The sequence below is a fragment of the Bacillus sp. BB51/4 genome, assembly GCF_008368845.1.
Lineage (GTDB): Bacteria > Bacillota > Bacilli > Bacillales > Bacillaceae_G > Bacillus_A > Bacillus_A wiedmannii.
The window spans coordinates 1-21,109 of sequence record NZ_QOSC01000002.1 but is presented as its reverse complement, the minus strand read 5'-3'; the positions used below and the strand labels follow the sequence as shown (position 1 = coordinate 21,109).

Below are 21,109 nucleotides of genomic sequence, written 5' to 3'. Positions count from 1 at the left end.
TAACTTATTAAAAAGGAGGATACATAAAATGAAAGAGCAAGTATTACAAGTAACAAAAGGTGACTTCGTAGGATCAGCAAGTGGAGCAGTAGTATTAACAGCATTAATCGTATTTCTATCAAGCGTATTAGTATAATAGAAGCTTTGTAACAAAAAACAAATGAAGGGAGAATGAAAGATATGAAAGAGCAAGTATTACAAGTAACAAAAGGTGATTTCGTAGGATCAGCAAGTGGAGCGGTAGTATTAACGGCATTAATCGTATTTCTATCAAGCGTATTAGTATAATAAAAGTTTTGTAATAAAAGAAAAAAGAGAGGAGAATGCAAAATGAAAGAGCAAGTATTACAAGCAACAAAAGGTGACTTCGTAGGATCAGCAAGTGGAGCAGTAGTATTAACGGCATTAATCGTATTTCTATCAAGCGTATTAGTATAATAAAAGTTTTGTAATAAAAGAAAAAGAGAGGAGAATGCAAAATGAAAGAGCAAGTATTACAAGTAACAAAAGGTGACTTCGTAGGATCAGCAAGTGGAGCAGTAGTATTAACGGCATTAATCGTATTTCTATCAAGTGTATTAGTATAATAGAAGTTTTAAATCTTACAAAATGAAAGGAGAATGAGGAATATGAACAGTGAACAAGTGTTACAAGTAACAAAAACAGATTTATTAGGATCATTAGGTGGAGCGGTAGTATTAACATCATTTATTTTATTCCTTGCAAATGTATTAGTATGAGATATATAAATACAATCATTCAAAAAAAATAAAGACTCTAGCATATTAGTAAGTAGTTAATATGTTGGGGTCTTTTTTGTTTTCCTCTCATATATATCTTCAAGTATTAATATTCCCTCCGTCATGTAAAGAGAAAAAAGTCGAATTTTATATGTAAGAAAAAAAGAGGAATTTGACAGAAAAGATAGAAAATTTTAAAGGTCAGAATTTGTTAGCTTGCTAACTAATTTCTATTAATTGATGTTGGAAGCGTTTTCGGTTGGTTTTAAGTATGGACCATTTAATCTATTTACAGGGGGATGAGGATTTTATGAAACAAAAATCTATGGATACGCTAGCTGCACAAATGGAGGACTTTTTTCCGGTACGTGATGTAGATCATTTGGAATTTTACGTAGGAAATGCAAAGCAATCAAGTTATTACCTTGCGAGAGCATTCGGTTTCAAAATTGTGGCTTACTCTGGATTAGAAACTGGTAACCGTGAAAAGGTATCTTATGTTCTTGTGCAAAAAAATATGCGTTTTGTTGTGTCTGGAGCTTTAAGTAGCGATAATCGTATCGCAGAATTTGTAAAGACACATGGTGATGGTGTAAAAGATGTTGCTTTACTTGTTGACGATGTTGACAAAGCATACTCGGAAGCTGTGAAACGTGGTGCCGTCGCGATTGCTCCACCTGTGGAATTAACAGACGAGAACGGTACATTGAAAAAAGCAGTTATTGGTACGTATGGTGATACAATTCACACGCTTGTAGAGCGTAAAAATTATAAAGGAACATTTATGCCAGGATTCCAACAGGTGGAGTTTAATATTCCATTTGAAGAGTCAGGTTTAATTGCTGTAGACCACGTAGTTGGTAATGTTGAGAAAATGGAAGAATGGGTTAGCTATTATGAGAATGTTATGGGCTTTAAACAAATGATTCATTTTGATGATGACGATATTAGTACAGAGTATTCAGCATTAATGTCGAAAGTTATGACAAATGGAAGTCGTATTAAGTTCCCTATTAACGAGCCAGCAGATGGAAAGAGAAAATCGCAAATTCAAGAATATCTAGAATTCTATAATGGAGCAGGTGTACAACATCTTGCTTTATTAACAAGCGATATCGTTAAAACAGTGGAAGCGCTTCGTGAAAATGGCGTGGAGTTTTTAGATACACCTGATACTTATTATGATGAGTTAAGTGCGCGAGTTGGGAAGATTGATGAAGAAATTGATAGGTTAAAAGAATTAAAGATTTTAGTAGATCGCGATGAGGAAGGATACTTACTACAAATCTTTACGAAACCAATTGTAGATCGTCCAACTTTATTTATTGAAATTATTCAACGTAAAGGTTCTCGCGGATTTGGAGAAGGGAACTTTAAAGCATTATTTGAATCAATTGAAAGAGAACAGGAACGTCGCGGAAACTTATAAGATTTGTATCCACCAGCAAAAGTCTCTTTGCTGGTGGAAATTTCATTTTTATAGGGAGGAATCATGATGAAATTTGTTACATTTCGTCTTCCTTCGAAAGAAATGCGAGCTGGATGGCTTGAAGGTGACAAAGTAATTGATATGAATCTTGCTAGCGATGGAAAATTACCTTCTTCTATGTTCGCCTTTTTAGAGAAAGCGGATGAGTATGTAGAAGTATTGCGTAATATGGAGAATCCGGAAAAGGGTATATATTCCTTAGAGGAAGTGCAATTAGCGGCGGCAATTCCTAATCCGAGTAGTATTCGGGATTTTTACGCGTTTGAACAGCATGTAAAAACGGCCCGCGGCCGGAGAGGGCTAGAGGTTGTACCTGAATGGTACGATATCCCGGTTTTTTATTTTACGAACCATCGTGCTGTAATTGGTCCAGATGATTTTGTAATTGGTCCGAAGAAATCTAAAAAGCTTGATTATGAGTTAGAGATCGCTTGCGTAATTGGGAAAGAAGGAAGAAATATTTCTCGTGAGCAAGCAGAGGAATACATTTTTGGTTATTGTATTATGAACGACTGGAGTGCAAGGGACTTACAAGCAACAGAAATGAAGGTAGGACTTGGTCCAGCAAAAGGAAAAGATTTTGCAACTTCATTAGGAGCGCACCTTGTTACGAAAGAGGAATTGGATGTTTATCGTAACGGTGACCATTATGAGTTAGAGATGACTGCTCATGTAAATGGAAAGCTATTATCAAAGGGGAACTTCCAAGATATTTACTATACATTTGCTGAAATGATTGAACGTGCTTCGGAAGACGTTACGTTATATCCAGGCGATGTGATTGGTTCTGGGACAGTAGGAACAGGTTGTGTTTTAGAACTGGGTACGGAAGAGTGGCTGCAAGATGGGGATGTTGTAGAACTTACGATTACTGGTTTAGGTACGTTACGTAATACGGTCAAAAAAGAAATGGAAGCAGGTGATGGGCATGTTTTATCGTCACATGGGGGAGCTACCTCATAAACGACATGTACAATTCCGTAAAAAAGATGGGTCGCTTTATCGCGAACAGGTAATGGGAACAAAAGGTTTTTCTGGTACGCAATCTATTTTGTACCATCATTATATGCCAACGGAAGTAGGTCATGCGGCATTATCTCATTCTTGTCAGTTGCAGTATGAAGAAGATGTAGCTCTTGCTCATCGTCATTTTCGCACGAAAGAAAATAAAAAAACTGGCGATGCAGTAAGCGGAAGGAATTTTATGCTTGGGAATGAGGATTTATTAATTGGAGTAGTGGCTCCGACAGAAAAAATGGACTATTTCTACCGTAATGGTGATGGTGATGAAATGTTATTTGTTCATTACGGAACAGGGAAAATTGAAACGATGTTTGGAACGATTCACTATCGAAAAGGTGATTATGTAACAATCCCAATTGGAACGATTTATCGTGTTATTCCAGATGAAGGAGAGACTAAGTTTCTTGTTGTAGAGGCAAATAGTCAAATCACAACGCCGCGTCGTTATCGGAATGAATATGGACAATTGTTAGAGCATAGTCCGTTTTGTGAGAGAGATATTCGTGGTCCTGAAAAATTAGAGACGTATGATCAAAAAGGTGAGTTTGTCGTAATGACAAAGTCGCGAGGCTATATGCATAAACATGTTTTAGGGCACCATCCGTTAGATGTTGTTGGTTGGGATGGCTATTTATATCCGTGGGTCTTTAATGTAGAGGACTTTGAACCAATCACAGGTCGTATTCATCAGCCACCTCCAGTACATCAAACGTTCGAAGGTCACAATTTCGTTATTTGTTCTTTCGTACCACGTTTATACGACTATCATCCAGAATCTATTCCGGCACCATATTATCATAGTAACGTGAATAGTGATGAAGTACTGTACTATGTAGAAGGAAACTTTATGAGCCGGAAAGGTGTGGAAGAAGGTTCTATTACACTTCATCCGAGCGGAATTCCTCATGGGCCGCATCCTGGGAAAACAGAGGGAAGTATAGGGAAGAAAGAAACACTTGAACTAGCTGTTATGATAGACACGTTCCGTCCGCTTCGTATTGTAAAGCAAGCACGTGAAACAGAAGATGAAAAATATATGTATAGCTGGATTGAAGAAGGTTCACATACTGTGAAATAGGTAAAAAGAGGCATGCTCAATAAGTGAGCATGCCTCTTTTGTGGAATCGACATGTATAATAATACCAAAAAAAATTACGGAAAGACATATAGAAACAACGATAAGGATATTGTATGTTCCGAAAGATTTCTACTTATTTCGACAAAAGTATTGACTGGGGAAAATGCAATGAGTAAAATAAAAAGCGAATTAAAAATTTTCAGAAAATTTAAAACTTGGAGGAGCATGCTATGAAGCAAATTTTTCAAAAGAAGCCTATTGCAAAGCTAATGCAAGAGAGTAAGCAAAAGACGTTAGCAAGAACATTGGGTGCATTGGATTTAACTATGCTTGGAATCGGGGCAATTGTTGGAACAGGTATTTTTGTTCTAACGGGCGTGGTAGCAGCAAAACATTCTGGACCAGCTATTATATTATCATTTGCGATAGCCGCGTTAGCCTGTGCCTTTGCTGCATTTTGTTATGCTGAATTCGCTTCTTCAGTTCCTGTCTCAGGCAGTGTGTATACGTACACATATGCGACGATGGGAGAGGTATTCGCATTTTTAATTGGATGGGACTTAATGCTTGAGTATTTACTCGCTACATCTGCTGTAGCAAACGGTTGGTCCGCTTATTTTCAATCTTTATTAAAGGGATTTGGGATCCATATTCCTACCATTCTCTCCTCGGCCCCTGGTACAGGAAAGGGTGGAATAATTGATTTGCCTGCGGTTCTAATTATTTTAGTAATGACAGTTCTTTTATCTAGAGGTGTTCGTGAAAGTGCACGAATAAATAACATTATGGTGTTTATTAAATTAGCGGTTGTTCTCATATTTATCTTTGCTGGTTTTAATTATGTAAAACCTGAAAATTGGACACCTTTTATGCCGTTTGGCTTAGATGGTGTAATGGCTGGAGCTGCTACAGTGTTTTTTGCATTCATAGGGTTTGATGCAGTTTCAACGGCAGCAGAAGAAGTGAAACGTCCACAACGTGATTTACCAATTGGCATTATTGCATCTTTATTAATTTGTACGGTTCTTTATATTGTTGTTTCACTTATTTTGACAGGAATTGTTCCATACGGACAGTTAAATATATCAGATCCAGTTGCTTTTGCACTTCAATTTATTGGACAAGATAGTTTAGCGGGAGTAATTTCAGTAGGAGCAATTACAGGAATCACAACAGTAATGTTAGTTATGATGTATGGGCAAGTACGTGTTTCGTATGCAATGAGTAGAGATGGATTATTGCCGAAGCGCCTTGCTAAAGTCCATCCAAAATTTAAAACACCATTTTTAAATACATGGACAACAGGAATTATTGCAGCACTTATTTCAGGATTAATAGATTTAAATGTGTTAGCGCATCTTGTAAATATGGGGACTTTATCAGCCTTTGCACTTGTAGCTGTTGCTGTTATTGTAATGAGAAGAACTCATCCGGATTTACCAAGAGCATTTAAGGCACCGCTTGTACCATTTTTACCAGCATTAACGGTGATTTTTTGTTTATATTTAATGCTTCAGTTATCCGGAACTGCTTGGATTAGTTTTGGGGTATGGATGGTTATCGGTATTGCGGTTTACTTCTTATATAGCCGAAAACATAGTGCTTTAAATAATAGTAAAGACGAAGAAGATGCAGCAAATTTATAAGTTAAAAAATCCATTCTAATTCTGTTAGGATGGATTTTTTATTCTGAAAATTTACATTTTTCTGATTGTGTATATAATATAATTGTTGGGGAACTGAGGGGGGAATGTATGAAAAATACGTGGCGTGAGTTAAGGGAGATGGACCGAAACATATGGATTCGGTTTATTGGCGAAACGTTAAATGGAATTGCAATGATGATGTTGATGCCTTTTTTTGCCCTATATTTAAAAGATAAGGTGGATTCGTTATTGGAAGTAGGGGTTATTATGGCACTTTCTCCGATTGCCGCAAGTTTCGGTTCTCTTCTTGGTGGGAGGATTGCTGATATATATGGAAGAAAGCCAATAATGATTTTTTCAATGGTGAGTAATGCTTTGTTCATGCTAGGTTTTTTATTTATAGAAGGATTTATTCCTTATGCTATTTTATCTATTTTTTTAGGGCTCAGTAATTCATTGTTCCATCCCGCTGCATCAGCAATGGTTGCGGATGTAACAGCACCTGAAAAAAGAACAGAAGCATATGGTTTATTACGAATGGGGCACAATATAGGTGCTGCAATTGGCCCGATAATGGGTGTTTCAGTAGTTATGTTGTCGAAGAACCTTGTGTTTATTATTGCCTCGTCTACGATGTTATTTTATGCATTACTTGTATTCATTCTTATTCAAGAGACAATGCCAAAGAGTGCGAATAAAGAAGAAAATAAAGAAAAGGAATCAGAGGCGGTTTGGAAAATTGTAATGAGAGATAAGGCACTAATGATTTATTTGTTAGCAGGTATCATTATTTCGATGGGATTTTCTCAAACAGAGGGCATGTTACCGCTGCACTTTGATAATGAAATGAAAGGCATTTTTGGAACTAACAATCCATATCCATATTTAATGGCTTTAAATGGACTATTAGTTGTGTTGTTCCAATTTCAAATTTCAAAATGGGCCACAGATAAACCTGTCGGAAAGACGATGTTATATGGTGCATGTTTGTTCGGAGTTGGTTTGTTCTTTATAGGATGGTTACCGAAGTGGTTTGGAGAATTTGATGCAAATGCTACGATTATTTTAATAACGTTGCTGTTCGTTTATGCTATATATACGTTAGGTGAGATGATTATGTCGCCTGTACAGATGACGTTTGTAGCGAATTTGGCCCCTGAGCACTTGAGAGGGACTTATATGGGAGCTGCCAGTTTGCAGTGGATTACAGGAGGCGCATTCGGTCCACTTCTGGGCGGTTTTTTATTGGATCGATTACTTGGCCACTTTCTATTTACAATTTTAGCTGTAGGATGTGTAGTTGCAGGTATTGTATATGTTTCTTTAGATCGTCTCGTTGAGCAAAGGCAAAAAGGCACACTGACCAAACAATCTTCTTAATGAGTAGATGACATACACAAAAAGGGGATTTCTACATATTTTAGGTACATAACTAGATTGGATTACAATTTTATCCCGCTATTTGTGGGCAGTAAGACTTCCACCTCAAAATTCGGCGGGAGATAACTGTCCGATTGGTGCGGGCTGATAATTAGTGGGGATGGCCCCTCGTTAATTAAATTTTCACTGTATTTTAGAATTTAATTTTGTATATTTATGAAGAAAGTTAAGTAGAAAAAGTATAGAAAACCAATAAGTGGTGTCATTTAATTATTTGTGGAAGTTACATTTTATTTCAAATAGGAACTACCTATTTTTATAAAAAGTGCTAAAATAGAAAAATGAAAACAATTGGTTAGGGTGATTTCAGTGACAAAAATTAAATTAGGTTTATTATATGGTGGAAAATCAGCTGAGCATCAAGTTTCGCTACAAACGGCTCTTGCTGCTATTAAAGCATTAAATCAAGATAAATTCGAGATTCATCCAATTTATATTACAGAACAAGGTCAGTGGGTGCGCGGTGAGCGTATTGAAGGTGAAGTAACAGATGTTGAAGTTCTAAAAATGAGCGGCGCAGAAAATGCGATTTCTCCGTTATCATTAAGCACAGAAATCATTCCATCTGCAGCTTCTGAGGAAAATGCTATCGACGTTATTTTCCCATTATTACATGGACCAAATGGTGAAGATGGAACGGTTCAAGGATTATTAGAATTAATGAACATTCCCTATGTAGGAAATGGTGTTCTAGCATCTGCTGCTGGTATGGATAAAGTTGTTATGAAAAACATCTTCGCAGAAGCTGGATTGAAACAAGCGAAGTATGCATCGTTTATTCGTAGTGCATGGGAAAAAGATTATGAAACAGCATATGAAAAAGTAGAAGAAGTTTTAGGATATCCTTGCTTCGTAAAACCAGCAAACCTTGGTTCAAGTGTTGGCATTAATAAGTGTAAAAATCGTGAAGAGCTTGAGAATGCATTTGAAGAGGCATTCCAATTTGACCGCAAAATTATTGTAGAAGAAAATATTGTTGGACGTGAAGTAGAAGTTGGTGTATTAGGTAATGATGAACCGAAATGTTCAGTTGTAGGTGAAATCGTACCGAAAAAGGACTTCTATGATTATAAGTCGAAATATATCGATGGCGATACAGCATTAATTATTCCGGCTGAAATGACAGAAGAAGAGTCTAATGTCATTAAGCGAGATGCAATTATTGCATTCCAATCGTTAGATAGTGCTGGCTTAACAAGAGCTGATTTCTTCTTAACGAAAGATGGAGAAGTATATATTAACGAAGTGAATACGATGCCAGGGTTTACGCCGTTTAGTATGTTCCCTCTACTATGGCAACATACTGGATTACCGTATCCGGAATTAATTGAAGAGCTAATTCGTTTAGCGATTGAGCGTCACGAAGAAAAACAAAAAATTAAATATACAATCTAACAAAAAAGGAGGAAGCACTATTCGCAGGAATAGTGCTTCCTCTATGTAAGGAGTGTTCTCATGATAAATCGAACGTTAAAACAAGTAGAACAGATGGTAAATGGTACGGGATTAGCAGAGCAATATGAGGGAATTACTATACAAGGAGTGTCTATTGATACGAGAAAAATCGAAAAAGGCAACCTATATGTTCCGATTCAAGGTGAACGTTTCGATGGACATGCTTTTGTAGATAAAGCCGTTGAAAATGGAGCTGTGGCGACATTATGGATGAAAGATGTAGCAAATCCACCTGAGAATCTTCCCGTTATTTTTGTGGAAGACACGTTATCAGCATTACAAATGTTAGCGAAAAACTATCGCAATCAATTGGATGTGAAAGTTATTGGTGTGACAGGGAGTAACGGTAAAACATCTACAAAAGATATTGTAACAAGTCTTCTTGCGACTAAATTCAAAGTTCAAAAAACAGAAGGAAACTTTAATAACCATATCGGGTTACCTCTTACTATTTTAAACTTAGAAGAAAATACAGAAGTAGCTGTATTAGAAATGGGTATGTCAAGCCGAGGGGAAATTGAATTCTTATCTAAGTTAGCTCGTCCAAATGCAGCTATCATTACGAACATTGGTGAGGCACATTTAATGGACTTAGGCTCTCGTGAGGCAATTGCTGAAGCGAAATTAGAAATTGTGACAGGATTACAAGAAGGTGGAGTGTTCGTATATAACGGAGATGAGCCATTATTAACAAATCGTGTTCCTGAAATGAATTTAATAGCTGAAAAAGTTACTTTTGGTGATGCTAGAGCAAATGATTACTATCCAACGACTGTAACATTACAGGCAACTGGGACACATTTTAAAATGAATAGAGAAGAAAATATTTCATTCTACTTACCAGTATTGGGGAAACATAATGTGTATAATACGCTTGCTTCAATGGCAATTGCAAAACATTTTGGTGTAACATGGGAAGAAATGAAACAAGGTTTAGTAACACTTCAAATGACGGGCATGCGTATGGAAATTGTAAAAACGGATAGTGGATTAACAATTATCAATGATGCTTATAATGCAAGTCCGACAGCTATGGAAGCAGCATTCCACTTAATGAACGGTTTAGATGGATTTGCTAAGAAGATCGTTGTACTCGGTGATATGTTAGAGCTTGGAAATCAAGAAGTACAGTTTCATTATGAAGTCGGTAAATTAATCGATCCAGCAAAAATTGCATATGTGTTCACATATGGTAAATTAGGGGCTCAAATTGCTGAAGGAGCGAAAATTAATTTCCCTATTGAGCGTGTAAAAGCGTATGATAATAAAGAAGAGCTAGTAAAAGAGTTACAAGCAGTAGTTGATGTGAAAGATGTTGTATTAATAAAAGCATCTCGCGGCATGAAATTGGAAGAAGTAATTACGATGTTGAAATAATTGGTGTATATAAATAGGGATGATAGATGCGAAAATAGAAGAAACTTATAATAAGCGCTTACAGTAAATATAAAAAAATAAAAGTGAAGAAAAAAACTCTGAATATGAAAATAAGGTAACAGTTGGGTTTGCTTTTTGCACATACAAAACTTATAATTGATAAAGTGTAATAACGTTTAGAAGTATTTTCGCGAAGAATATACGCCCGTTTATATACGTGAGCATTCAGGAAAAGGGCTTTTCCGCAAATTCGGAAAACGCCTTTTTTTAAATGATAAGTATAGGATAGAAAAGGAGAAGTAACATTGACAACATTTCGAGAATTAGGATTAAGTGAGTCTTTACTACAATCTGTTGAAAGTATGGGCTTTGAAGAGGCTACGCCGATTCAAGCTGAAACAATTCCACATGCATTGCAAGGTAAGGATATTATTGGGCAAGCACAAACAGGTACAGGGAAAACAGCAGCATTCGGATTACCACTATTAGATAAAGTGGATACAAATAAAGAAGCAGTTCAAGGTATTGTTATCGCGCCAACGCGTGAATTAGCAATTCAAGTTGGAGAAGAGCTGTACAAAATTGGTAAACATAAACGCGTTCGTATTTTACCAATCTATGGTGGTCAAGATATTAACCGCCAAATTCGTGCTCTAAAAAAACACCCACACATTATTGTTGGTACGCCGGGTCGTATTTTAGATCATATTAACCGTAAAACACTTCGCTTACAAAACGTAGAGACAGTTGTTCTTGACGAAGCGGATGAAATGTTAAACATGGGCTTCATTGAAGATATTGAAGCGATTTTAACAGATGTGCCAGATACACATCAAACATTATTATTCTCAGCGACAATGCCAGATCCAATCCGTCGTATTGCTGAGCGTTTCATGACTGAGCCTCAACACATTAAAGTAAAAGCAAAAGAAGTAACAATGCCAAACATTCAGCAGTTCTATTTAGAAGTGCAAGAAAAGAAAAAGTTTGACGTGTTAACACGCTTATTAGATATTCAATCTCCAGAGCTTGCAATCGTATTCGGTCGTACAAAGCGTCGTGTTGATGAATTATCAGAAGCATTAAACTTACGCGGTTATGCAGCAGAAGGTATTCACGGTGACTTAACACAAGCGAAGCGTATGTCTGTATTACGTAAATTTAAAGAAGGTGCTATTGAAGTTCTTGTTGCAACAGACGTTGCTGCACGTGGTCTTGATATTTCAGGCGTAACACATGTATATAACTTCGATATCCCACAAGATCCAGAATCATACGTTCACCGTATCGGTCGTACTGGCCGTGCAGGTAAAAAAGGTATTGCAATGTTATTTGTAACACCACGTGAATCAGGACAATTAAAAAATATCGAGCGCACTACAAAACGTAAAGTTGATCGTATGGAAGCACCGACACTTGACGAGGCATTAGAAGGTCAACAACGTTTAATCGCTGAAAAACTTCAAAGCACAATTGAAAATGATAATTTATCATACTACAAGCGTATTGCAGAAGAAATGTTAGAAGAGAATGATTCTGTAACAGTAGTAGCTGCTGCTTTAAAAATGATGACAAAAGAGCCAGATACAACTCCAATCGCTTTAACGTCAGAACCACCAGTTGTTTCAAGAGGTGGCGGTTCTAAAAAACGCGGCGGTAACGGAGGCGGATACCGTGATGGTAACCGTAATCGTAGTCGTGACGGACGCGGCGGTGGCGATGGTCGTAACCGTGATCGCAATCGTGATGGTGGTAGCCGTGGTGGCGATGGCCGTAACCGTGATCGCAATCGTGATGGTGGTAGCCGTGGTCGTAAAGGTGAAGGTCAAGGTCGCCCTGGATCTTCAAATGGACGTGGCGAAAGAAAACATCATAGCCGTCCACAAGCTTAATAAAAAAGAGAATGCCCTTTGCTGGCATTCTCTTTTTTTATTTCTGTAATTGTACATACTACATAATAACTTGTGTAGAAAAGAGGTGCTACATGCTTGTAAGACTTGGATATGTTGCGATGAGTGTACATTTAAAGAATGCATCTCCATCTCAAACGATGACATATGCGCAGTTTCAACGAATTGGTGATCGAGAGGCTGCAATTCGTAAACTCGAAAGAATTGCTAATTCGAATTTAGAAAATTGTTTACGGTTATTAAAGCATAATAAAGGGCATGATATATCTTTCTTTCGGCTTAGTTCCAAGCTTGTTCCTTTAGCGAATCATGAGGAGTTGTTAGAGTGGAACTATATTCGTCCCTTAAAAGAAAATTTAAAAGTACTAGGTGATTACGCTATTCGAATGAATATGCGTATTGATTTTCATCCAGATCATTTCGTTGTGCTGAATTCACCTGAAGAGAATATTTTTAAACAATCTGTAAAGACATTGCAGATGCATAAAAAATTATTAAAAGGTATGGGGATTGAACATAAGCAACGATGCGTATTACATGTGGGTGGAGGTTATAAAGATAAGGAACTCGCATTAGAACGCTTTATAGAAAATTGGTCAAGTGTTCCAAGAAGTATCCAAGAGATGGTCATATTAGAAAATGATGATACGACCTTTTCTTTAGAAGAAACATTGTATTTAGGTGAAAAATTAGATATTCCAGTCGTGTTTGATTTGCATCACCATATGATGAATAATGATCGAGAAGATTGGCATGAAGATTGGGCGCGTGTTGTACATACGTGGGGATCGTCTTTGTTACCAGTGAAAATGCATATTTCTAGTCCTAGAGAGGGAAAAGACCCGAGAGCGCATGCGGACTTTATTGATGTAGATACTTTTTTATCTTTTTTAAAAAAGATAAAGGGAAGTGTTTCGCAAATTGATTGTATGATTGAGGCGAAGAAGAAGGATGAGTCTTTATTTCAACTCATGAGAGATTTAAGTAAACAAACAGATGTAGAAATTGTCGATGGTGCGAGCTTTTATATTAAATAAGCTCTGCACCATCGAATTTTTTTGTTAATAAAGGAGTGCAAATACCACCAATAATCAATCCTGTTAAATGGCTTATAGGGTTAGCGGAGGGATTAAAGAAAGTGAATAGTAGTAATATACATATTATGATTGAAAAAATAGCAATGTCTCCTGGATTGGAAGAACGATATCGACTATACAATAGAAATAATTGTGCACCTAGCAATCCGAAAATACCACCAGATGCCCCGGCATGAATATATTCAAGAGGCATAATGAGATAAGAAGAAATATTTCCAAGAATTCCAGAAAGGAAAAAAATAATGATGAAAGAAAAGTGCCCTAGTTGTTTTTCAATAGAAGAGCCAAGCACAAATAAACAAATACTATTAGAAAGGAAATGTTGTAAGTCTACATGTACAAGTAAGGAAGTTATGAGACGCCACCATTCTCCTTTAGCGATATATTCATTGTAGGATGCCATGGGAAAGAGAAGAAAGTCGCCTAACATAATCGTGACTAATTGTATGAGAAGTAAAGTGATGACGATTGGTTGTAAGGAAATGCGGGCAGAAGGTATTAGCATGTTGTGAGTATCACTCCTTTTGCATCAGAAAGATTCTCTGTTATTCTTACAATATGAAAAAAGAAAGCTAAATAGAAGAAGGGGATTTTGAAATGATTGTAGGGATTGGAATCGATATTATTGAATTGAATCGAATTGAAAAAATGCTAGATGGAAAACTTAAATTTATGGAGCGTATTTTAACTGAAAGTGAACGTAATGTTGCTAAGGAGCTGAAGGGAAGTCGCCTTACAGAGTTTGTAGCTGGAAGATTTGCAGCGAAAGAGGCGTATTCAAAAGCGGTAGGAACTGGTATTGGAAAAGAAGTAAGTTTTTTAGATATTGAAGTAAGGAATGATGATAGAGGTAAGCCGGTTCTCGTTACAAGTACAGAGCATATTGTTCATTTATCAATTAGTCATAGTAAGGAATTTGCTGTTGCTCAAGTTGTTTTAGAAAGCTCGTCACGCTAGTCTGCATATTTTATATCTTTGTCTCATATATTTGATGTAGCGATAAGGAAGGTACATCTTCCATTCATTTATAGGGGCAAAGGGGCTGAAGTGATGAAAAGGCGTCTGTTTTTAGTTCTTGTCGGTTTATTAACCGTTTTTGTGTTGGCGGGTTGTATGGAAAAGAAACAAGATGATGTTGTGAGAGATTTAGAGGCGAAAGTAAAAGGGATGAAAAGTTATCAAGCTGAAGCAAAATTATCTATTAAAACAGGGAATGAGCCTCAGGAGTACAAGGTAGAAATATGGCATAAGGAACCTTCTTTTTATCGTGTGAATTTGCAGAATGCGAAAAAAGATCAAAGCCAAATTATTTTAAGAAATGAAGAAGGGGTATTTGTATTAACGCCAGCACTTAATAAGAGTTTCCGTTTCCAAAGTGATTGGCCGCAAAATAGTAGCCAGGCTTATTTATATGAATCCCTTGTGAGAGATATTTTGCAGGATAAGAAAAACCTTACTTTTGAAAAAACAGATAAGTATTATATTTTTAAAACAAAAACAAACTATCAACATCAAAACATGTTGCCGAAACAAGAGATTACATTGAAGAAAAGTGATTTAACACCAGTTTCGGTGAAGTTAATGGATAATGATCAAAATGTTCTTGTGAAAGTAGATTTCTCAAAAGTGAAATTTGATGCGAAATTTGATAAAGGTGCATTTGATACGAAACAAAATATGTCTAGAGCGCAAGTAGATGTTCAAACGACAGCGAAAGAAGACAAACCATTTGCTATTTTGTATCCGCGTGATACGCCGCAAGGTATGGTTTTGAAAGATGAAAAAGAGTTGAAGACAGACAGTGGCAAGCGTGCGATACTCACATACACTGGAAGTAAGAAATCCTTTACTTTGATACAAGAAAAGGCAAAAGTTGCAGAGGCTTCGTCAGCGATAAGTGTGAGCGGAGAATTGGTTGATCTTGGCTTTACAATTGGGGCATTGACGAAAGATTCTTTAACGTGGTCGCATAACGGAGTAGAATATATGCTCGTGTCTAAAGGTTTAGAGCCGAAGGAGCTATTAATGGTTGCTCGTTCAGTTACAGAGAAGCAAGTGAAGTAAACTTCTTAGACGTGGTGATATATGTGCACCACGTCTTTTCTTAGTTTGAAGGGTGGATTTCATAAAAGAAGCATATAAAAGAATAAGCTTCGCATATCGTGTATAAGGAAGTGTATTTATGGAAGAAGCACCATTTTACCGTGACACTTGGGTGGAAGTGGATTTAGATGCGATCTATAACAATATTACACACATTAAAGATTTCATTCCAAGTGATGTAGAGATTTTTGCTGTAGTTAAGGCGAATGCATATGGACACGATTATGTACCGGTAGCTAAAACGGCATTAGAAGCAGGGGCGACAAGGTTAGCGGTTGCCTTTTTAGATGAAGCTCTAGTGCTTCGAAGGGCTGGTATTACTGTGCCGATTCTAGTGTTAGGTCCTTCCCCGCCTCGTGATGTCAATGTAGCTGCTGAAAATGATGTAGCGTTAACTGTTTTTCAAAAAGAATGGGTGGATGAAGCGATCAAACTTTGGGATGGTTCATCTACAATGAAATACCATATTAATTTCGATAGTGGTATGGGGAGAATTGGAATACGCGAACGAAAAGAATTAAAAGGATTTTTAAAGAGTTTAGAAGGTGCGCCATTTTTAGAATTAGAAGGAGTTTATACACATTTTGCAACAGCGGATGAGGTGGAGACTTCTTACTTTGATAAGCAATATAACACATTTTTGCAGCAGTTAAGTTGGTTGAAAGAGTTCGGAGTGGATCCTAAGTTTGTCCATACAGCTAATAGTGCTGCAACGCTACGTTTTCAAGGGATTACATTTAATGCAGTACGAATTGGCATTGCGATGTATGGGTTATCCCCGTCTGTAGAAATACGCCCTTTTTTACCGTTTAAATTAGAACCAGCGCTATCACTGCATACGAAAGTTGCTCATATTAAACAGGTGATTAAAGGGGATGGGATTAGTTATAACGTCACTTACCGAACGAAAACGGAAGAATGGATTGCAACTGTTGCGATTGGATATGCAGATGGATGGCTTAGAAGATTACAAGGGTTCGAAGTGCTTATAAATGGTAAAAGGGTACCGATTGTAGGTCGAGTAACAATGGATCAATTCATGATACACCTTCCTTGTGAAGTGCCGCTTGGTACGAAAGTTACACTCATTGGAAAACAAGGTGATGAGTATATTAGTGCTACTGAGGTTGCTGAATATTCTGGGACTATTAATTATGAAATTATTGCAACGATAAGCTTCCGAGTGCCGAGAATATTCATACGGCACGGCAAGGTTGTAGAAGTAATCAATTATTTGAACAATATATAGAAGGTAGTATGGTTTGCTTCTTGTCGTTTGAGAGGACTGTTCATTGGTTAAGAATAAGCTCATTTTTGATGAGAAGCTTTTTACTTATCATTACTTTTAACATAATTTAACGTGAATTTTGCGGGGAAACTCTTTCGTTTCTTGTTTGTAATAAGATAAAAATAAAAGAATATGAATTTTTTGTTTGTGAATTGGAAAACATAAGCAAGGAATAAGGAAGTCTTTGCAACAGGCTCCATACAATGGTATTATTACAATAGGTGTCATATATATATTTGGGTGTGTAGTTGACGGTGGAGGTGTATTTTTGTGTCCGAATCAAGTGTAACTACTGAAATCGTGGTTCGGTTGCCAAAGCAAATGGTAACGGAATTGGACGGAATTGGAAAACAAGAGAATAAGAATCGCCATGAACTAATTTGCCAGGCAACACAACTGTTATTGCGTCAACATAAGACGAAGAAACGCTACCAACATGAATCAATGCGACGTGGGTACATTGAAATGGGAAAAATTAATCTTGGTATTGCATCGGAAGCTTTCTTAGCAGAGTATGAAGCAGCTCATACAGTAGAACGCTTAGTTAGCGGGGGGTAATATTTTGATTGTAAAACGCGGCGACGTGTATTTTGCAGACCTTTCCCCAGTTGTTGGTTCTGAGCAAGGAGGCGTTCGTCCGGTTCTTGTCATTCAAAATGACATCGGAAATCGTTTTAGTCCAACGGTGATTGTAGCGGCTATTACTGCACAGATTCAAAAAGCTAAATTACCCACTCATGTGGAAATTGATGCGAAAAAGTACGGTTTTGAGAGAGATTCTGTTATTTTACTTGAGCAGATTCGAACAATCGATAAGCAGCGCTTAACGGACAAAATCACTCACTTAGATGAAGTGATGATGATTCGTGTAGATGAAGCGCTACAAATTAGTTTAGGACTAATAGATTTTTAAATCGGCAGTTTAAGTTGCTCTCTTTACAGGGCAACTTTTTTTTATTATAGAGGAGGTTACGGTTGTATATGGAAATGGTAGATAATCGACAAGCGTTAATGAAAATGTTAGTGAAGGAATTAGGCTTTACCGAAAAGCAAGTTCGTCATGTTATTCAATTAACAGAAGAAGGTAACACAGTTCCATTTATTGCTCGTTACCGAAAAGAATGGACAGGTTCTTTAGATGAAGTGCAAATTCGTACAATTTTAGAGAGATGGCAATATATGATGCAGCTTGAAGATAGGAAAGAAGAGGTTCTTCGTCTTATTGATGAGAAGGGGAAACTGACAGGAGAGTTACGTCAGCAAATTGTTAAAGCTGTAAAGTTGCAAGAAGTAGAAGATTTATATCGTCCATATAAAGAGAAAAGAAGAACGAAAGCAACGATTGCAAAAGAAAAAGGACTAGAGCCGTTAGCTGAATGGTTATTGTTATATAAGAAAGAAGATCCAAATCAGAAGGCAGTGGAGTTTATTAACGCAGAGAAAGAAGTGCAATCTGCAGAAGAAGCATTACAAGGTGCCCAAGACATTATTGCAGAAATCGTTTCAGATGAAGCAGCTTATCGTAGTTGGATTCGGAATGTTACTTTTAGAAAAGGTGTTATGTCTTCGTCCGTAAAAGATGAAGAGAAAGATGAAAAGAATATATATGAAATGTATTACAGTTATGAAGAACCGTTGCAGAAAGTAGTACCGCATCGTGTATTAGCGATGAATCGCGGTGAGAAAGAAGATATATTGAGAGTTTCTGTTGTTCCACCAGTAGATGAGATAGTAACTTTCTTATATAAGAGAGTAATTCGTGATAACGATTCTAAAAGTGCACATTATGTAAAGTTAGCAATTGAGGATGGTTATAAACGATTAATTCAATCCTCCATTGAAAGAGAGATTCGAAAAGAATTAACAGAAACAGCTGAGGAACAAGCGATACATATTTTCTCTGAGAACTTACGTAATTTGTTATTACAACCTCCAATGAAAGGAAAGGTTGTGTTAGCTTTAGATCCTGCATATAGAACGGGGTGTAAATTAGCTGTTGTAGATGATACGGGGAAGGTTCTATATATTGATGTTATTTATCCGCATCCACCTGTTCGTAAATATGAAGATGCAAAAACGAAAGTTCTTTCTATTATAGATAAATATCAAGTTGAAATGATTGCGATTGGGAATGGTACAGCTTCTAGAGAATCGGAAGAATTTATAGTTGATGTATTACAAAATGTGAAACAAGAAGTCTTCTATATTATTGTGAACGAAGCTGGTGCGAGTGTGTATTCGGCCTCCGATTTAGCTCGTGAGGAATTTCCGAATTTACAGGTTGAAGAAAGAAGTGCTGTTTCTATTGGGAGACGTCTGCAAGATCCACTTGCTGAACTTGTGAAGATTGATCCTAAATCAGTTGGGGTTGGACAATACCAACATGATGTATCTCAAAAGAGGTTGAATGAATCATTAACATTTGTAGTAGAGACGGCAGTTAACCAAGTCGGTGTGAATGTAAATACAGCTTCAGTTGCGTTATTGCAATATGTTTCGGGTTTATCGAAAACTGTTGCGAAAAATATTGTGGCAAAGCGTGAAGAAGAAGGGAAATTTACAAAACGAACAGACTTAAAGAAAATACCGCGTCTAGGTGCGAAGACATATGAACAATGCATAGGTTTCTTACGTATATTAGAAGGGGCAAATCCGTTAGATCGAACGGGTATTCATCCAGAACAATATAAAAATGTTGAGTTGTTATTGAAGAGTCTAGGGTTATCAAAAGATGACGTAGGGCAATTGCAATTACAAAAGAGCTTAGAAGAAGTGGAGATTTCTAAGTTATCGCAAGAAACGGGAGTTGGGGAGCCAACATTAGTTGATATTATAGATGCGCTCATTAGTCCAGAGCGAGACATGAGGGATGAGTTGCCTAAACCGCTTCTGAAAAAAGGGATTTTGAAATTAGAAGATTTAAAACGTGGTATGGAACTGGAAGGAACGGTTCGTAACGTTGTTGATTTTGGTGCTTTTGTTGATGTAGGTGTAAAACAAGATGGTTTAGTACATATTTCTAAACTAAGCAAACAGTATGTGAAGCATCCGTTAGATATTGTATCTGTCGGACAAATCGTCAAGGTATGGGTAGATGATATTGATACGAAAAAAGGTCGCGTTGCACTATCCATGTTGCCGATTGAATAGTAAGAGAAGAGAGCAGATGAAACTGCTCTTTTTTTTATGGGATAAAACGTGTAATGGATTATGAGCTTTGATGTATTTTGCTATAATAAAACCAGCATTCATTTAGTAATTTAATTTGATACCGGTTTTTTTCAAAATATGCGCGTTGCATTTGTTTTTTTAGCCACGTAGGCATAGGAATCCCTCCTTGTTTAATCCTACTCTCAAAAATGTAAGGTACTATTGATGAGAGGTTGGTGAGTGGATTTCTATTCATGCTATATTTTTAGAAACCACGCTTCTTGAATGAGGATGGGTATATGTACTATTTAATATATGTATAAGGGAGGAGAAAAGTGTAAAAATATTTTTTAGTTTAGGAGGAATGAGAGTGGATGAGCAAGAAATACAGCGTCTGGTGGAAGAAGTATCACTACAATACTTCGGAACGCCATTTTTACATAGAGCTATGTTCAATAGTAGGTTGCGTACAACTGGTGGACGTTATCTATTGAATACACACAATATTGAACTGAATTATCGATATTACGAAATGTATGGGAAAGAAGAGTTAGTCGGAATCATTAAACATGAGCTTTGTCATTATCACTTACATATTACAGGAAGGGGCTATAAGCACCGGGATAGAGATTTTCGTGAATTGTTGAAAGAAGTTGATGCGCCACGCTTCTGTAAACGAATAATTAATGAAGAGAAGGAAAAAAAGGTTTATACGTATGAATGTATGGGCTGTTTGCTTCAATATGTAAGAAGACGTCAAATAAATACAAAAAGATATGTCTGCGGAAAGTGTAAAGGGAAACTGAACCTGATAAAGAAAACATCTTGACAGTGAAAACGCAATCCAGTATATTATAAACATGTCACGTTTGTACAAGATGTTGAGAAAAAACATCTTGACTTACGATAAGAAATTTTATAAGATACAAATTGTCTTTATTATTCCGCAGTAGCTCAGTGGTAGAGCTATCGGCTGTTAACCGATCGGTCGTAGGTTCGAGTCCTACCTGCGGAGCCATACAGAGAAGTACCCAAGTGGCTCAAGGGGCTCCCCTGCTAAGGGAGTAGATCGCTAACGCGGTGCGAGGGTTCGAATCCCTTCTTCTCTGCCATACATACTGGCCCGTTGGTCAAGTGGTTAAGACACCGCCCTTTCACGGCGGTAACACGGGTTCGAATCCCGTACGGGTCACCACTTCGGAGGATTAGCTCAGCTGGGAGAGCACCTGCCTTACAAGCAGGGGGTCGGCGGTTCGATCCCGTCATCCTCCACCATATAAATTATATAAATAGTATCATCGCGGGGTGGAGCA

The 21,109-nt window shown here is 37.1% G+C and carries 23 protein-coding genes and 4 tRNA genes; 25 read left to right on the top strand and 2 right to left on the bottom strand.

The features are described 5' to 3' along the window. Positions 1-28: 28 nt before the first annotated feature. The 14 genes from DN392_RS00945 (at position 29) to uvsE (ending at position 13,195) form a co-directional block, all read left to right on the top strand. Complete coding sequence (locus DN392_RS00945; protein WP_000664237.1) at positions 29-136, top strand: DUF3948 family protein; 108 nt, start codon at positions 29-31, stop codon at positions 134-136. A gap of 35 nt (positions 137-171) precedes the next feature. Further along, a complete protein-coding gene (locus DN392_RS00940; RefSeq protein ID WP_000654250.1) occupies positions 172-288 on the top strand; it encodes a DUF3948 family protein in 117 nt (38 codons plus the stop codon). A 42-nt stretch (positions 289-330) separates the two neighbouring features. Further along, positions 331-438 (top strand): DUF3948 family protein, encoded by a 108-nt coding sequence (locus tag DN392_RS00935; protein WP_088321371.1) that lies wholly within the window; start codon positions 331-333, stop codon positions 436-438. A gap of 41 nt (positions 439-479) precedes the next feature. Beyond that, complete coding sequence (locus tag DN392_RS00930; RefSeq protein ID WP_000664237.1) at positions 480-587, top strand: DUF3948 family protein; 108 nt, start codon at positions 480-482, stop codon at positions 585-587. A gap of 42 nt (positions 588-629) precedes the next feature. Further along, positions 630-740, top strand: coding sequence for a DUF3948 family protein (locus tag DN392_RS00925; protein ID WP_001083700.1), 111 nt, complete (start codon positions 630-632; stop codon positions 738-740). 310 nt (positions 741-1,050) lie between these two features. After that, complete coding sequence (gene hppD / locus DN392_RS00920; protein ID WP_000810916.1) at positions 1,051-2,169, top strand: 4-hydroxyphenylpyruvate dioxygenase; 1,119 nt, start codon at positions 1,051-1,053, stop codon at positions 2,167-2,169. 66 nt (positions 2,170-2,235) lie between these two features. Further along, entirely contained in the window at positions 2,236-3,192 is a 957-nt protein-coding gene (locus tag DN392_RS00915) for a fumarylacetoacetate hydrolase family protein (protein WP_048567275.1), read from the top strand. Continuing rightward, the gene (locus DN392_RS00910) at positions 3,158-4,330 is read left to right on the top strand and encodes a homogentisate 1,2-dioxygenase (RefSeq protein WP_048567274.1); all 1,173 of its coding nucleotides are present in this window, start codon (positions 3,158-3,160) and stop codon (positions 4,328-4,330) included. The genes DN392_RS00915 and DN392_RS00910 overlap by 35 nt, the downstream gene beginning before the upstream one ends. Before the next feature lie 230 nt (positions 4,331-4,560). After that, complete coding sequence (locus DN392_RS00900; RefSeq protein ID WP_000809356.1) at positions 4,561-5,976, top strand: branched-chain amino acid transporter BcaP; 1,416 nt, start codon at positions 4,561-4,563, stop codon at positions 5,974-5,976. Positions 5,977-6,084: 108 nt separating this feature from the next. Then, positions 6,085-7,356: an MDR family MFS transporter gene (locus DN392_RS00895; RefSeq protein WP_000799712.1), complete on the top strand. Its 1,272-nt coding sequence runs from the start codon at positions 6,085-6,087 to the stop codon at positions 7,354-7,356. A gap of 369 nt (positions 7,357-7,725) precedes the next feature. Continuing rightward, entirely contained in the window at positions 7,726-8,811 is a 1,086-nt protein-coding gene (locus DN392_RS00890) for a D-alanine--D-alanine ligase (protein ID WP_000161439.1), read from the top strand. A gap of 60 nt (positions 8,812-8,871) precedes the next feature. Then, the gene (gene murF, locus DN392_RS00885; protein WP_048567273.1) at positions 8,872-10,248 is read left to right on the top strand and encodes a UDP-N-acetylmuramoyl-tripeptide--D-alanyl-D-alanine ligase; all 1,377 of its coding nucleotides are present in this window, start codon (positions 8,872-8,874) and stop codon (positions 10,246-10,248) included. 305 nt (positions 10,249-10,553) lie between these two features. Continuing rightward, complete coding sequence (gene cshA / locus DN392_RS00880) at positions 10,554-12,140, top strand: degradosome RNA helicase CshA (protein ID WP_000206596.1); 1,587 nt, start codon at positions 10,554-10,556, stop codon at positions 12,138-12,140. Positions 12,141-12,232: 92 nt separating this feature from the next. Then, positions 12,233-13,195 carry a UV DNA damage repair endonuclease UvsE gene (gene uvsE, locus DN392_RS00875; RefSeq protein WP_000961179.1) on the top strand — a complete coding sequence of 321 codons (963 nt, stop codon included), beginning with the start codon at positions 12,233-12,235 and terminating at the stop codon, positions 13,193-13,195. Here uvsE and DN392_RS00870 read toward each other — a convergent pair. Beyond that, a complete protein-coding gene (locus tag DN392_RS00870) occupies positions 13,188-13,760 on the bottom strand; it encodes a rhomboid family intramembrane serine protease (RefSeq protein ID WP_000906928.1) in 573 nt (190 codons plus the stop codon). The two genes, uvsE and DN392_RS00870, sit on opposite strands and share 8 nt — an antisense overlap. 92 nt (positions 13,761-13,852) lie before the next feature. Here DN392_RS00870 and acpS point away from each other — a divergent pair, with 92 nt between their 5' ends. From acpS to DN392_RS00840, 6 genes are all read left to right on the top strand, one after another. Then, a complete protein-coding gene (gene acpS / locus DN392_RS00865) occupies positions 13,853-14,212 on the top strand; it encodes a holo-ACP synthase (RefSeq protein ID WP_048567272.1) in 360 nt (119 codons plus the stop codon). 156 nt (positions 14,213-14,368) lie between these two features. Beyond that, positions 14,369-15,319 carry a LolA family protein gene (locus DN392_RS00860; RefSeq protein WP_002096914.1) on the top strand — a complete coding sequence of 317 codons (951 nt, stop codon included), beginning with the start codon at positions 14,369-14,371 and terminating at the stop codon, positions 15,317-15,319. 118 nt (positions 15,320-15,437) lie between these two features. Further along, entirely contained in the window at positions 15,438-16,607 is a 1,170-nt protein-coding gene (alr, locus tag DN392_RS00855; RefSeq protein WP_000390587.1) for an alanine racemase, read from the top strand. Between the two features lie 309 nt (positions 16,608-16,916). Continuing rightward, positions 16,917-17,204 carry an antitoxin EndoAI gene (locus DN392_RS00850; protein WP_000004570.1) on the top strand — a complete coding sequence of 96 codons (288 nt, stop codon included), beginning with the start codon at positions 16,917-16,919 and terminating at the stop codon, positions 17,202-17,204. A gap of 4 nt (positions 17,205-17,208) precedes the next feature. Beyond that, positions 17,209-17,559 (top strand): type II toxin-antitoxin system endoribonuclease NdoA, encoded by a 351-nt coding sequence (ndoA, locus tag DN392_RS00845; RefSeq protein WP_000635963.1) that lies wholly within the window; start codon positions 17,209-17,211, stop codon positions 17,557-17,559. Positions 17,560-17,627: 68 nt separating this feature from the next. Next, the gene (locus DN392_RS00840) at positions 17,628-19,796 is read left to right on the top strand and encodes a Tex family protein (protein WP_000426248.1); all 2,169 of its coding nucleotides are present in this window, start codon (positions 17,628-17,630) and stop codon (positions 19,794-19,796) included. 58 nt (positions 19,797-19,854) lie between these two features. Here the strand turns inward: DN392_RS00840 and cmpA are convergent, their stop codons facing one another. Further along, the gene (gene cmpA / locus DN392_RS00835) at positions 19,855-19,971 is read right to left on the bottom strand and encodes a cortex morphogenetic protein CmpA (RefSeq protein ID WP_001143642.1); all 117 of its coding nucleotides are present in this window, start codon (positions 19,969-19,971) and stop codon (positions 19,855-19,857) included. Positions 19,972-20,166: 195 nt separating this feature from the next. Here cmpA and DN392_RS00830 point away from each other — a divergent pair, with 195 nt between their 5' ends. The 5 genes from DN392_RS00830 to DN392_RS00810 all read left to right on the top strand — a co-directional run bounded on the left by DN392_RS00830 (position 20,167) and on the right by DN392_RS00810 (position 21,071). Next, on the top strand, positions 20,167-20,625 hold the full coding sequence (locus DN392_RS00830) for a SprT family protein (RefSeq protein ID WP_000344253.1): 459 nt from the start codon (positions 20,167-20,169) through the stop codon (positions 20,623-20,625). Between the two features lie 114 nt (positions 20,626-20,739). Further along, a tRNA-Asn gene (locus DN392_RS00825) sits at positions 20,740-20,814 on the top strand. A 3-nt stretch (positions 20,815-20,817) separates the two neighbouring features. Further along, positions 20,818-20,908 (top strand) — tRNA-Ser (locus DN392_RS00820). A gap of 8 nt (positions 20,909-20,916) precedes the next feature. Further along, positions 20,917-20,991, top strand: a tRNA-Glu gene (locus DN392_RS00815). 4 nt (positions 20,992-20,995) lie between these two features. After that, positions 20,996-21,071: transfer RNA gene (locus DN392_RS00810), tRNA-Val, on the top strand. The last annotated feature ends 38 nt before the right edge of the window (positions 21,072-21,109 follow it).